The sequence below is a fragment of the Aeromonas media genome (assembly GCF_000819985.1).
GTDB classification, from domain to species: Bacteria; Pseudomonadota; Gammaproteobacteria; order Enterobacterales; family Aeromonadaceae; genus Aeromonas; species Aeromonas media.
Window position 1 is genome coordinate 1 of the sequence record NZ_CDBZ01000109.1, and the last position, 12,391, is coordinate 12,391.

Below are 12,391 nucleotides of genomic sequence, written 5' to 3' on the forward strand. Positions count from 1 at the left end.
CTTAACTGATCAGCATTGCAGCCTGGCTGGGGTTTGTCTTATGTGCCGACGGGACGTCGAGCCGGATTACTCGCCCTTGGCGCCGAGCTGCTGCTCGAGCTGGGCCAGCTTGGCCTCGAGGGCGGCCAGCTTCTCCCGGGTGCGCAGCAGCACCTTGGTCTGCACGTCGAACTCCTCGCGGCTGACCAGATCCAGCTTGCCCAACTGGGCCTGCAGCACCTGACGGGTCTTCTTCTCCACCTCTTCACCCATGCTGCGAATGCCGGGCGGCAGGGCGTTGTGTATCTGTTTGGCGATCTCTTCCAGTTTTTTCGGGTCGATCATGGGGTTCTCCTTGAGCAATGGCGCCATTCTACCGACAAATCCCTCTCTTTGCCGAGATCGGGGCGGCTTTTTGCGCCACTGGCCCTGAAAGGCTCTGGTCGGGTCTGGCGATAACAGTAAGGCTGCTGCCCTTTCTCGTCGGGGTTCAATTCCAGTTCCTTGATGTTGTACACAAAAAAATCAGATCAGATGACCGACCAGAGGCTTATTAATTGTTGCGTTGCTGTTAATATGATTCGGTCGGGTTTGGACCCTACCCCGTCAGGCTCATCATGGATAACAACATAAAAGAGATAAGGATATGAAAAAAAAGCTAATTTATGCGGCCGTTGTCAGTGCGCTGCTGAGCGGTTGTGGTGGCAGTGACGACAACAAAGGCGATACCTCAAGCTATCTCGATTATCTGCTGAGCGGCACCAATGCGGCGCGCCCCAGCGCCCTGGCCGCCCGTGCCAGTGACGGCACCCTGAAGTTCTCGACCGAAACGGCCGATCTCTCCAATCCAGTCTCCGCCCTCTCCACCCTGGATGGCTGGTCCACAACCCAGGCGATCCAGATAGTGCCCGTGACTGCCTCGGGCATCACCGTCAAGGCGCCGGCCGCCGGCGAATTCGGTGCTTCCGTGGCCCCGCTCTACCTGCTGGAGCTGGAATTCGACAGCGCCGCCCTGCGCCCGAGTGGCGTGAAGAAGGTGCTGGCCTACGGGGTAGACTTCGTGGTCGCCGAGTCGGCGGGCAAGCTGAACCTGGTGCCGCTCAAGCCGCTCAATCCCTCTTCCTATTACATGATAGTGGCGACCGATTCGCTCAAGGACAGCAGCGGCAACCCCCTACGACCGGGTAGCGACTACAGCAACTACAAGACCAGCACCGGCAGCAATGCCCAGGAGCAGACCATCAGCGGCCTGATCGCGCTGCAGGAAGGGCTGTTCAAGGCTGCTACCGGCATCACCAGCGACCACGTGATCTTCTCCGACTGGTTCGGTACCCAGTCCGGCGCCGACGTGCTGGTGGCGGTGAAAGGGGCGGCCGCCTCCGTGCTGAAGAGCCCGACCCTGGACGCTGCCGCCCTGTGGAAGCAGGATGCCCTGGGCAACAGCAGCCTGCCGGGTACCTACACCCTGGCGGTGAGCGGTGGCAACCCCTTCCTGACCCAGCTGGATGCAGAGCCTTTCCTGCCGCAAGAGCAGAAGGATGCGTTGGCCGCCGCCTTTGGTACCGGCACCCCGCTCAACGGCCTGGCCCAGATGACCACGGTCTACAGCGGCACCGTCAAGCTGCCGTACTTCCTCTCCTCCCCGGCCACCGCCGGCTCCTGGGATAAGGCCAGGACCCAGTCCTGGCATGGTGCCATCCCGAGCCTCTATGCCATCGCCAATACCCTGAAAGCGCAGGATGCCGAGGTGATCGGCGGCCTGGTGGGCGCCGGTGTGGATCCGGCCCTGCTGGGCGAGCTCATCGCCGATCCGAGCCGTCAGGCCGAGCTGCTGGCGGAGGCGAGCAAGCTGATCGGAGTGACTCTCACCTCCGGCGGCAAGCCGCTGGATCCCGAGATGAACGTGGGCCGCTTCAACCCGCTGCCGGCGCTGGAAGAGGTGCAGTCCGTGCCGATGCGGATCTTCGCCGCCGCGCCGCTGGCGAACATCACCGACGTGATCATCTATCAGCACGGCGTCACCTCGGTGAAGGAGAACGCCTACGCGCTGGCATTGGGCCAGATTGGCGCCGGCGCTCAGGCGAGCAAGAACGTGGCCGTGGTGGTGATCGATCATCCGCTGCACGGTGAGCGCGGCTTCGCCCTGACCGGCAGCATGGACTCGGTGACTACCTCCGACAACCCGACCCCCTACCTGAACCTGAGCTACCTGACGGTGGCGCGCGACAACCTGAAACAGAGCGTGGCGGATCTGCTGGGCCTGCGTCTGGCGGTGGGGCTGGCCAACGCCAAGGGAGCCATCGGCACCGCAGGCAGCCTCAAGGTGCACTTCCTGGGTCACTCCCTGGGTGCCATCGCGGGCGCCAACCTGCTGGCGGTGGCCAACCAGTCCATCGGCAATCCCCAGGCCGATGCCCTGTTCAAGTTCGACACCGGCGGCCTGGCCATGCCGGGGGGCGGCATCGCCCCGCTGCTGCTGAACTCGCCGACCTTTGGCCCGACCATCCAGATGAGCGTGCTCACCGGTAGCAGTGCCGCCCTGAAGACGGCCTTCACCGCCTATGCGCCGAACTGCAAGACCGCGGTGCCGACCTGCTTCGTCAACGAGTTCCTGCCGAGCCTGGATGCAACCACTCAGGCGAGCGCGGCCGGTACCCTGCAGAGCTACAGCTTTGCAGCTCAGTCGGTGCTGGATTCGGCGGATCCGATCAACCTCGGTCGCGGCATAGCGGCGGACTTCCCGCTGTTTGCCACGGAAGTCGTCGGCGATGGCGCCCTGAGCCTGTCGGATCGGGTGATTCCGAACAGCATCGCCACCGCGCCCCTGGGTGGCACCGAGCCGCTGTTCAAGATGCTGGCACTGCAACCCCTGAGCGCGACCGGCGCGGCCAACCACCACGCTACCCGCTTCGTGGCGGGGGGACACAGCTCGCTGCTGGCACCGGACGAGAACTTCGATCCGACCGGCGCCGTCACCACCGAGATGCAGACCCAGTTCGGCAGCTTCTTCGCGAGCGATGGCGCCATGGTCAAGGTGACCGACGCCAGCCTGCTCAAGCAGTAAGCCTGGCGGCCAATAACAACGCCGCCCCTGGGGGCGGCGTTTTCGTTTCTGGCAATGGGTACAGGGATCGTCAAGCTGGCCTGTGATGCCTGTCCAGCCAGCCTTGCAGCAGGCCGACCAGCAGACCCACCAGATGGGCCATGTTGGCGGTGGGGGTGCCGAGCATGTCGAAGAAGCCGAGTACCAGCCAGATCAGCATGAAGCCCATCAGGGCCGGCGGCATAGTGAGGCCGCAGGCGGGCTGCAGTCTGGCACGCAGCCAGCTGTAGCCGAGCAGGGCATAGACCACCCCGGAGAGGCCGCCAAAGCGCGGGCCACTCACGAAAAACTCGGCGATATTGGGCAATGCAGCTCCGACGATGAGCAGGATGAACAGCTTGCCGCTGCCGAGCCGCTGCTCGATTTGGCCGCCGAGATACCACCACCACAGCAGGTTGAACACCAGGTGCAGCACCGAGAAGTGGATGAAGGCCGGGGTGACGTAGCGCCAGGCCTGCCAGTCGGTGAACTGGGCCAGGGTCGGGTGGAACGCCAGCTCGTCGAAGATGGGCAGGCCTATGGCATCCAGGGCATAGATGGCCAGGCAGGCGATGATGACCACCAGGGTCAGGGGGCCCGCCTGATGCAGAAAATCGGTGACCGGATCCGTCATCCCCTTGCTGTAGTCGATGCGGGCATCCGCCCGGCCGGACTGCCAGGAGGCCTCCATGTAGCGGGGGTGATTGGGCTCGGCGAGGAAGCGCTTCACCTCCTGCTGGGCCTGGGCGAGGCGCCGCTCGTCCGCCAGCCAGACGGAGACGCCGAGCTCGGACTGGGTCAGCTCGCACGGGATGCCCAGGGTCGCGAGGTAGTCCACCAGCGCCTGGGCCATGCGGGCGTCCCCCAGCACCAGCAGCTGGATCATGCCGGCCGGGGAGGAGTGGCCCGCCCCTGTCATGCGTCGCCTGCCTGGATCGGGAACTCCCTGCGCCAGGCCTCGAAGCCACCGTCCAGGCTGTAGACGGCGTCATAGCCCTGTTGCAGCAGGTATTGGGCCGCCCCCTGGCTGCTGTTGCCGTGATAGCACATCACGATCACCGGGGTGTCAAAGTCCACCTCGTTCATGAAGCGAACCAGGGTGCCGTTGGTGAGGTGGAAGGCGCCGACCGCGTGGGCCGTCTCGAAGGATTGGGGATCGCGAATGTCCACGAGACGGGCCTCACCGGCCTCCAGCTTCTGGTGGGCATCCTGGGCGCTGATATGGGCAAACTGGTCCATTGAGATGTCCTGCAAATAGATGATTGAGGGCCAGTTTACCGCAAGCCGTGGCTTGCGCTAAGTCCGCAATGTGCCTTGCCATGTGCCGAAGGATCGCAATTTCCTTCAATATCCGGGCCGCGGGGACCCGGTAGGCTAGCGGTTCAATCCTTTGCGTGAGTCTCATCCATGGAAATCAGTCTGTTGTTGTCCATGTCCGGGTTTGCCCTGGCCATGTCCATCTCCCCCGGCCCGGTCAACCTGGTCGCCCTCGGCACCGGCGCCCGCTACGGCTTCCCGGCCAGCCTGCGCCACGTGGTGGGGGCGACCCTCGGCTTCATCCTGCTGCTCCTGCTGATGGGGCTGGGCCTCGGCGGTGCCCTGTCCCGCTGGCCGGTAGCGGCGGACGCCATACACTGGGGCGGCGTGCTCTTTCTCTGTTACATGGCCTGGCAACTGCTGGTGGACAGGGGGCAACTGGAGCGGGTCGAGGGGGCGCCCCCCGCCTTCTGGTACGGGGCCCTGATGCAGTGGCTCAATCCCAAGGCCTGGCTGGCGGCCAGCATGGGAATGGGAGCCTATGGGATCGCGGGCGGGGTGGGGCAGGTGGCCTTGTTTACTTCTATCTATCTGGTGATCTGCCTCGGCTCCATCACCTGCTGGGCCTATGCCGGCAGTTGCATGCAGGGGCTGCTGCTCGTGCCTCGCCGGTTGCGCTGGTTCAACCGGGCCATGGCGCTCTTGCTGCTGCTCAGCGCCGCCTATCTGGTGCGTTCAGCCTGACGGGCGAGCTGGGTCCTGTACTGGCCCGGGGTGGCGGCGACACGGCGTTTGAACTGGCGCTGGAAGTGGGCCTGATCCACGAAGCCGCTGGCCAGGGCGACCTCGACCAGGGGCTGCCCCTGCCTGAGCAGGGTGCGGGCGTGGCGGATGCGTCTATCCAGCAGATAGGCGTGGGGGGTCATGCCGTAATGGTGGCTGAAGGCGCGCACGAAGTGGGAGGGGGTGAGCCCGGCCACCGCGCTCAGTTCGGCAAGGCTGAGGGGGCTGGTGCTGTCGTCCTGCATCAGCTCGGCAGCCCGTTGCAGGTGCTGGGGCGGGCGATCGTCCCAGCTGGCCGGGGTGAGCCTCGCCAGCAACTGGCGACTGAACAGGTGGCAGGCCACCTCGCGGGCCAGGGGATCCGGCCCTTGCACCAGCTGGTGATGGAGGTGCAACAAGCCCTGGTAGAGCAGGGGATCCCGGCTCGCCGTCATGTCGAAGGGGCGAAACGCGTTGCCGAGGCCAGCCTCTTCCTGCTGGCTGCGCAGCCAGTCGGTATCGAGGTAGAACATCAGATAGGACCAGGGTTGGTCGGCAATGGGGTTGCAGGCGTGCACCTCTTCCGGGTTCATCAGCACCAGGGAGCCTGGGCCGACCTCCTGCCTGCTGCGCTGATTGAGGTAGTGGCTGTGGCCGCCGGTGATGGCACCGATGGAGAAGTGGGGGTGGCTGTGCTTGTCGTAGCAGACGTGGCGGCCATCCTGCACCGCCCGCGCCTCGATGAAGGGCAGGGCAGGGTCGTGCCAGAAACTGTGGTGATCCGGCATTGCCCCTGTCCTGCTCATGATCAGCCGCCGAGATAGGCCTGGCGCACTGCCGGGTTGGCGAGCAGGGCCGCCCCCGTGTCTTGCAGCACCACCCGGCCGTTTTCCAGCACATAGCCGCGATCCGCCAGTTTGAGCGCCTGGTTCGCGTTCTGCTCCACCAGGAAGATGGTCATCCCCTTCTGGCGCAGCTGCTCTATGGTGTCGAAGATCTGCTGGATGATGATGGGGGCCAACCCCAGGGAGGGCTCGTCCAGCAGCAGCAGGCGCGGCTTGCTCATCAGGGCGCGACCGATGGCCAGCATCTGCTGTTCGCCGCCGGACATGGTGCCAGCGCGCTGCTCCAGCCGCTCGTGCAGGCGCGGGAACAGGGTGAATACCTGATCCAGCAGGCCGTGTTGCTCGGCCTTGTCGACGAAGAAGGCCCCCATCAGCAGGTTCTCCTGCACCGTCAGGCGGGCGAAGATGCGGCGCCCCTCCGGCACCACGGCGATGTCCTTGCGCATGATGCGGGCCGTGCTGAGGGTGTTGATCTGTTCCCCCTCGAACCAGATGCTGCCGCTGCTGGGCTTGGGTTCGCCGCACAGTGTCATCAGCAAGGTGGTCTTGCCGGCGCCGTTGGCGCCGATCAGGGTGACGATTTCCCCCTCTTTTACTTCGACGCTGACGTCGTGCAGCGCCTGGATCTTGCCGTAGTGGGTCGATACGTTGCGAAGTTCTAACATTTTTTTGTCCTTACGACTCGCCCAGATAGGCCTTGATCACGGCCGGATTGTTGCGGATTTCATCCGGCTTGCCGTGGGCCAGCGGGGTGCCCTGGTTCACCACGAAGATGCGGTTGGAGATCTCCATCACCAGCTTCATGTCGTGCTCGATGAGCAACACGGAGACGCCAAACTCATCCCTCAGGTTGGAGATGAGTTCGTTGAGCTCGTCGGTCTCGTGCGGGTTGAGACCGGCGGCTGGCTCGTCCAGCATCAGCAGCTCGGGCCGGGTCGCCATGCAGCGGGCGATCTCGAGACGGCGCTGCTGGCCATAGGCCAGGTTGCCGGCGGGGCGGTTCGCGAGATCCTTGAGACCCACCTTCTCCAGCCAGAAGGCGGACTGCTCCAGCCCCTCTTTCTCGGCGCGGCGGAAGCTCGGGGTCTTGAACAGGCCGGCGATGAAGCCGGTATTGAGATGCCTGTGCTGGGCCACCAGCAGGTTCTCCACCGCCGTCATCTCCTTGAACAGGCGCACGTGCTGGAAGGTGCGCACTATGCCCTTGCGGGCGATGAGGTGGCCGGGCAGCCCCTGGATCTCCTCGCCACGGTAGCGGATGGTACCGCCGGTAGGGCGGTAGAAACCGGTCAGGCAGTTGAAGATGGTGGTCTTGCCCGCCCCGTTGGGGCCTATGATGGAGATCACCTCGCCCTTGTCCACATCCAGCTTGACGCCGTTGACCGCCAGCAGGCCGCCGAAGCGCATCGACAGGTCAGAGACGTCGAGCAATTTGTTGTTGGTATTGTTCAGCTTGCTCATTTGCGCAGCTCCATATGGGGTCGGCTCATGGGCAGCAGTCCCTGCGGCCGCCAAATCATCATGAACACCATCAAGAGGCCGAACATCAGCATGCGGTACTCGTTGAACTCACGGGCCAGCTCAGGCAGCACCGTCATGACGATGGCTGCCAGTACCACCCCGATCTGGGAGCCCATGCCCCCCAGCACCACAATCGCAAGGACGATGGCCGACTCGATGAAGACGAAGGACTCCGGACTGATGAAGCCCTGGCGCGAGGCGAAGAAGCTGCCGGCGAAGCCCGCGAAGCAGGCGCCTATGGTGAAGGCGGTCAGCTTGATGATGGTGGGGTTGAGCCCCAGTGACTTGCAGGCGATCTCGTCTTCCCGCAGCGCCTCCCAGGCACGGCCGAGCGGCATGCGCAGCAGGCGGTTGATGACGAACAGGGTCGCCACCACCAGCACCAGCGCCATCAGGTAGAGGAAGATCACCTTGTGGTTCGCGTTGTAGGCGATGCCGAAGAACTCGTGGAAGGTCTCGAAGCCCCCGTCCTTGACGGTACGGTTGAACTCCAGGCCGCCCAGGGTCGGCTTGGGAATGCCGGAGATCCCGTTCGGGCCGCCGGTCAGAGTGGTCATGTTGTTGAGCAGGATGCGGATGATCTCACCAAAGCCCAGGGTGACGATGGCCAGATAGTCCCCCCGCAGCCGCAACACCGGGAAGCCGAGCAGGAAGCCGAAGGTGGCCGCCATCAGGCCGGCGATGGGCAGGCACTCCCAGAAGCTCAGGCCGAAGTAGGTATTGAGCAGGGCGTAGCTGTAGGCGCCGACCGCGTAGAAGCCGACGTAACCGAGATCCAGCAGGCCGGCGAGGCCCACCACCACGTTCAGGCCCAGGCCCAGCATGATATAGATGAGGGCCAGGGTGGCCAGATCGATGGCACCGCGCGAGGCCATGAAGGGCCAGCTGACCGCAAACAGCAGCACCAGGATGGCGGTGATGTTATAGAGCTTGGGCGCCTCCTCCGGGCTCGGCAGTACCAGCTTGGTGAAGCCGACGGAGAAGCCGCTGATGGAAGCCTGGAACAGGCGACTGATTTGGCCGCGCATCAGCTGGAACCAGAACACCAGGGCGGCGCCCCCCAGCAGCCAGGCCAGGGAGACATCGAGCCGGCTTACTACCAGCAGGCGGGAGCCATCGGTCTCCAGCTTGAAGCCGAGCAGCCAGAAGGAGAGCACCAGCAGCATCAGGCTGGCGATGCAGGCATGGATAAATTGTTTTTTCATACCTTCTCGACCTCCGGGCGACCCAGAATGCCGGTGGGCATAAACAGCAACACGAAGATGAGCAGGGCGAAGGCCATCACATCCTTGTACTCGGTACTGAGGTAACCGGCGGTGAGCGCCTCGACCACGCCGAGCAACAGGCCGCCGATCACGGCGCCAGGAATGCTGCCGATGCCGCCCAATACCGCTGCCGTAAACGCCTTGAGACCGGCCATGAAGCCGAGATAGGGGTTGATGACGCCGTAATACATGCCGAGCAGCACGCCCGCGACGGCAGCCAGGGCCGCCCCCAGCACGAAGGTGATGGAGATGACCACATGGGTATCTATGCCCAGCAGATTGGCCATCTTGATGTCTTCCGAACAGGCGCGGCAGGCGCGGCCCATGCGGGATCGGTTGATGAACTGGGTCAGCGCCAGCATGGTGATGAAGGTCACCACGAAGATGATGAGCTGCATGTAGGAGAGACTGGCCTGGAAGCCGTCCTCACCACCCAGGGTCCAGCCCCCGGAGATCAGGGTGGGCATGGCGATATCGCGCGAGCCCTGTGCCATCCGCATCATGTTCTGCAGGAAGATCGACATGCCGATGGCGGAGATGAGGGGGATGAGGCGGTTGCCGCCCCGCAGTGGACGATAGGCCACCCGCTCTATGGACCAGCCATAGCTGCCGGTGATGATGATGCTCACCAGGAATGCGCCGCCCAGCAGCAGCACAGTGCTGTCGATGCCCATCATCGTGAGCCCCGCCATCACCATGAAGGCGACATAGGAACCGATCATGTAGACCTCGCCGTGGGCGAAGTTGATCATGCCGATGATGCCGTAGACCATGGTGTAGCCGATGGCGATCAACGCATAGGTGCTGCCTATGGTCAATCCGTTCAGCAACTGCTGAACCAGATAAAGAAGGTGTTCGGACATACCGCGTTCCCTGTACTTGCCCGCAAAGAAAGGAGGGGTGACTCATGTCACCCCGACCGGCAGATTATTTGACTTGAGTAGAGGTACCGTCGGCGTGCCACTGGAAGACACCGAATTCGAAGCCCTTGAGGTCACCGTTCGGTGCCCAGCTCAGGGGGCCCATGACGGTGTCGACCGGTGCGGCCTTGATGGCGGCAGCCACGGCAGCCGGATCATCCTCGCCCGCCTTGGCGATGCCGGCCGCCAGGGTCTGTACCGCTGCATAGGTGGTCCAGACGAAGGGACCTGAAGAGTCCTGACCCTTGGCCTTGAACGCTTCTACGATGGAGGCGTTGGCAGGCAGCAGATCGTACTTGTTCGGCAGGGTGACCAGCAGGCCTTCGGACGCAGGGCCGCCGATGGCGGAGATGTCCTTGTTACCCACCCCTTCCGGACCCATGAACTTGGCCTTCAGACCCTTCTCGCCGGCCTGGCGCAGGATTAGCCCCAGTTCCGGATGGTAGCCGCCGTAGTAGACGAAATCGACGTTCTCTTTCTGCAGCTTGGCGATCAGGGCGGAGAAGTCCTTGTCCCCGGCGGTGATGCCTTCAAAGGCCACTACCTTGACGCCCGCCTTGTCCAGCGCCGCCTTGACGCTGGAGGCGATGCCTTCACCGTACTGCTTCTTGTCGTGGATGACGGCCACGCGCTGGGGTTTGACCTGCTCGATGATGTACTTGGCGGCGGTCGGGCCCTGGTCGCTGTCCAGACCGATGGTGCGCATGGTCAGCTGGTAGCCACGCTCGGTGATCTTGGGGTTGGTGGACGCCGGGGTCACCATCAGCACGCCTTCATCTTCATAGATGTCGGAGGCGGGCAGGGTGTTGTCTGAGCAGAGGTGGCCGACCACGAACTTGACGCCGTCGTTGATCACCTTGTTGGCGATGGCCACGGCCTGCTTGGGATCGCAGGCGTCGTCATAGATGACGGCTTCGATCTGCTTGCCCTTGATGCCGCCCGCCTTGTTGATCTGCTCGACCGCCATCTTGCCACCGGTGAACTGCATGTCACCGTACTGGGCGACCGGGCCGGTCAGGGGGCCGGCGATGCCGATCTTGATGGTATCGGCCGCATTGGCCATGGAGACTGATCCAAACAGAGCCAAAGAAACCGCTGCCCTGACTGCCATTTTGCTCAAGTTATTCATTGATTCGTCCCTTAATCAGTGGATTGTTTCATTTTCCGTGTGTCATTCCGAGCCTGTGTCCCGCCAGCCCGGCAATAGATAAGGTTCTATCATTCCTCGCCGTGCAATAACAAGATGTTAAAGATACTAACCATGCGGGGGTGGCAAGCCATTTTATGAAACAAATGCCCTGCCGTTTCACTATTGGTAGAGTTTAATTTTGTTTTTGTCGGTTAACATCTTCACAACAAGAGGTGTGTGCGGAAAAAATCAGAGTAAAAAACTGACGATATTTCATTCTGCGCCCGCTCTCATTTTGACCAAATTCCGTTTGCGCAAAAAGAAATGACCGCCTAGATTAGCCAAGATTGACAATTCACTGGCAGCTCTCGTTAAAACCAAGCCTTTATTCGGGAAATCTGCTACTGTTCCGCCTTTGTTATTCAGGAGACAGAGATGGCCACTATCAAGGATGTCGCCTCCCGGGCAGGCGTATCCATCTCCACCGTCTCACATGTACTCAATCACACCCGTCGGGTCAGCGAAGATGCAACCCAGAAAGTGCTTGAGGCGGTGGCAGAACTCAACTACGCGCCCAATTCGGTAGCGCGCAGCCTCAAGATCAATTCAACCAAGACCATCGGCATGCTGGTCACCACCAGTGCCAACCCCTTCTTCGCGGAAGTGGTGCAAGGGGTAGAAGCCTACTGCTTCGAGCAGGGTTATAGCCTGATCCTGTGCAACACCGAGAACCAGCCCCCCCGTCAGCAGCATTATCTGCGCATGTTGATGGAGAAGCGGGTCGACGGCTTGCTGGTGCTGGGGACCGACATCGACACCCCGCTGCGCGACATGCTGCGCATCCACAAGAACGTGCCTCAAGTGGTGCTGGACTGGGGAACCGAGTGTGATTTTGCCAACGTCATCAACGACAACGCCCGCATCGGTGCGCGCCTGGCCGTGCGCCATCTGCTGGAGCAAGGTCACACCAGCATCGTCTGCATCACGGGCCAGATCGACAAGCCGACCACCCAGCAGCGGCTGGACGGGGTGCGTGACGCCCTGGGCGAGCAGGGGCTGACCCTGAAGGATGAGCAGATCTTCGAAGGGGATTACGAGAGCCAGAGCGGCTACGATGCCATGCAGCGGATCCTGGCCCTCACGCCTCGCCCGACGGCGGTGTTTGCCTTTGACGATCCCATGGCCATCGGTGCCATCTGCGCCGCTTGGGAAGCCGGAGTCAAGGTGCCTGACGACATCTCCATGATCGGCTACGACGACGTGGAGATGGCGCGCTTCTCCAGCCCGCCGCTCACCACCATTCGCCACCCCAAGGCCGAGCTCGGCCTGCTGGCGGTGCAGCAACTGGTGAGCCGGATCCGCAACAAGGCGTTGGAAGTCGAGTCCATGACGGTCCAGCCCGAGCTGATCGTTCGCCGCTCGGTCAAGTCCCTGCGCTGATCGCCACTGCGGTTGCCCCCAAACCCCCTCCATCGCGAGGGGTTTTTTGTTTATGGGGCTCGGCTCAGTGCTTCAGTGTCTCAGGGCTTGAGGCCGAGCCGTTTGGCGAGCCGGTGCAGGTTGCCGCCGTCCAGCTCCAGTGCCCGGGCGGTGGCGGCCCAGTTGCCCTGGTGGGCCGCCACCGCCCGGGC

The 12,391-nt window shown here is 63.0% G+C and carries 12 protein-coding genes and 1 pseudogene; 3 read left to right on the forward strand and 10 right to left on the reverse strand.

Features of this window, described 5'->3' with window-relative positions; translation table 11 throughout:
- Window positions 1-66 precede the first annotated feature (66 nt).
- Entirely contained in the window at window positions 67-324 is a 258-nt protein-coding gene (ubiK, locus tag BN1127_RS09670) for a ubiquinone biosynthesis accessory factor UbiK (protein WP_041206692.1), read from the reverse strand.
- A 301-nt stretch (window positions 325-625) separates the two neighbouring features.
- Between ubiK and BN1127_RS09675 the strand changes: the two genes are divergently transcribed.
- On the forward strand, window positions 626-3,043 hold the full coding sequence (locus BN1127_RS09675) for a VolA/Pla-1 family phospholipase (RefSeq protein ID WP_042649289.1): 2,418 nt from the start codon (window positions 626-628) through the stop codon (window positions 3,041-3,043).
- 70 nt (window positions 3,044-3,113) lie between these two features.
- Here BN1127_RS09675 and glpG read toward each other — a convergent pair whose 3' ends face one another.
- Window positions 3,114-3,947: a rhomboid family intramembrane serine protease GlpG gene (gene glpG / locus BN1127_RS09680; protein ID WP_042649290.1), complete on the reverse strand. Its 834-nt coding sequence runs from the start codon at window positions 3,945-3,947 to the stop codon at window positions 3,114-3,116.
- A gap of 29 nt (window positions 3,948-3,976) precedes the next feature.
- On the reverse strand, window positions 3,977-4,300 hold the full coding sequence (gene glpE / locus BN1127_RS09685; RefSeq protein WP_005330007.1) for a thiosulfate sulfurtransferase GlpE: 324 nt from the start codon (window positions 4,298-4,300) through the stop codon (window positions 3,977-3,979).
- A gap of 168 nt (window positions 4,301-4,468) precedes the next feature.
- On the opposite strand from glpE, the gene BN1127_RS09690 reads away from it, so the two are divergent.
- A complete protein-coding gene (locus tag BN1127_RS09690; RefSeq protein WP_148304718.1) occupies window positions 4,469-5,062 on the forward strand; it encodes a LysE family translocator in 594 nt (197 codons plus the stop codon).
- On the opposite strand, the gene BN1127_RS09695 is transcribed toward BN1127_RS09690, so the two are convergent.
- The 6 genes from BN1127_RS09695 to BN1127_RS09720 form a co-directional block, all read right to left on the reverse strand.
- On the reverse strand, window positions 5,041-5,886 hold the full coding sequence (locus BN1127_RS09695) for an AraC family transcriptional regulator (RefSeq protein ID WP_041206696.1): 846 nt from the start codon (window positions 5,884-5,886) through the stop codon (window positions 5,041-5,043). The genes BN1127_RS09690 and BN1127_RS09695 overlap by 22 nt on opposite strands.
- A gap of 2 nt (window positions 5,887-5,888) precedes the next feature.
- Window positions 5,889-6,590, reverse strand: coding sequence for an ABC transporter ATP-binding protein (locus BN1127_RS09700; RefSeq protein ID WP_005330014.1), 702 nt, complete (start codon window positions 6,588-6,590; stop codon window positions 5,889-5,891).
- A gap of 10 nt (window positions 6,591-6,600) precedes the next feature.
- A complete protein-coding gene (gene livG / locus BN1127_RS09705) occupies window positions 6,601-7,386 on the reverse strand; it encodes a high-affinity branched-chain amino acid ABC transporter ATP-binding protein LivG (protein ID WP_005330016.1) in 786 nt (261 codons plus the stop codon).
- The gene (locus BN1127_RS09710; RefSeq protein WP_005330027.1) at window positions 7,383-8,651 is read right to left on the reverse strand and encodes a high-affinity branched-chain amino acid ABC transporter permease LivM; all 1,269 of its coding nucleotides are present in this window, start codon (window positions 8,649-8,651) and stop codon (window positions 7,383-7,385) included. Before BN1127_RS09710 ends, livG begins: the two co-directional genes overlap by 4 nt.
- Window positions 8,648-9,574 (reverse strand): high-affinity branched-chain amino acid ABC transporter permease LivH, encoded by a 927-nt coding sequence (gene livH / locus BN1127_RS09715; RefSeq protein ID WP_005330030.1) that lies wholly within the window; start codon window positions 9,572-9,574, stop codon window positions 8,648-8,650. Before livH ends, BN1127_RS09710 begins: the two co-directional genes overlap by 4 nt.
- 64 nt (window positions 9,575-9,638) lie before the next feature.
- Window positions 9,639-10,760 carry a branched-chain amino acid ABC transporter substrate-binding protein gene (locus BN1127_RS09720; protein WP_041206698.1) on the reverse strand — a complete coding sequence of 374 codons (1,122 nt, stop codon included), beginning with the start codon at window positions 10,758-10,760 and terminating at the stop codon, window positions 9,639-9,641.
- 435 nt (window positions 10,761-11,195) lie between these two features.
- Between BN1127_RS09720 and BN1127_RS09725 the strand changes: the two genes are divergently transcribed.
- Window positions 11,196-12,200, forward strand: a complete 1,005-nt coding sequence (locus BN1127_RS09725) for a substrate-binding domain-containing protein (RefSeq protein ID WP_005330032.1) — start codon at window positions 11,196-11,198, stop codon at window positions 12,198-12,200.
- A gap of 80 nt (window positions 12,201-12,280) precedes the next feature.
- On the opposite strand, the pseudogene BN1127_RS22400 reads toward BN1127_RS09725, so the two are convergent.
- A pseudogene (locus tag BN1127_RS22400) lies at window positions 12,281-12,391 on the reverse strand (transcriptional regulator); the annotation flags it as partial.

Coding starts and splice junctions, on each gene's coding strand:
- ubiK (WP_041206692.1), bottom strand. CDS start 324: ATGATCGACCCGAAAAAACTGGAAGAGATCGCCAAACAGATACACAAC.
- BN1127_RS09675 (WP_042649289.1), top strand. CDS start 626: ATGAAAAAAAAGCTAATTTATGCGGCCGTTGTCAGTGCGCTGCTGAGC.
- glpG (WP_042649290.1), bottom strand. CDS start 3,947: ATGATCCAGCTGCTGGTGCTGGGGGACGCCCGCATGGCCCAGGCGCTG.
- glpE (WP_005330007.1), bottom strand. CDS start 4,300: ATGGACCAGTTTGCCCATATCAGCGCCCAGGATGCCCACCAGAAGCTG.
- BN1127_RS09690 (WP_148304718.1), top strand. CDS start 4,469: ATGGAAATCAGTCTGTTGTTGTCCATGTCCGGGTTTGCCCTGGCCATG.
- BN1127_RS09695 (WP_041206696.1), bottom strand. CDS start 5,886: ATGAGCAGGACAGGGGCAATGCCGGATCACCACAGTTTCTGGCACGAC.
- BN1127_RS09700 (WP_005330014.1), bottom strand. CDS start 6,590: ATGTTAGAACTTCGCAACGTATCGACCCACTACGGCAAGATCCAGGCG.
- livG (WP_005330016.1), bottom strand. CDS start 7,386: ATGAGCAAGCTGAACAATACCAACAACAAATTGCTCGACGTCTCTGAC.
- BN1127_RS09710 (WP_005330027.1), bottom strand. CDS start 8,651: ATGAAAAAACAATTTATCCATGCCTGCATCGCCAGCCTGATGCTGCTG.
- livH (WP_005330030.1), bottom strand. CDS start 9,574: ATGTCCGAACACCTTCTTTATCTGGTTCAGCAGTTGCTGAACGGATTG.
- BN1127_RS09720 (WP_041206698.1), bottom strand. CDS start 10,760: ATGAATAACTTGAGCAAAATGGCAGTCAGGGCAGCGGTTTCTTTGGCT.
- BN1127_RS09725 (WP_005330032.1), top strand. CDS start 11,196: ATGGCCACTATCAAGGATGTCGCCTCCCGGGCAGGCGTATCCATCTCC.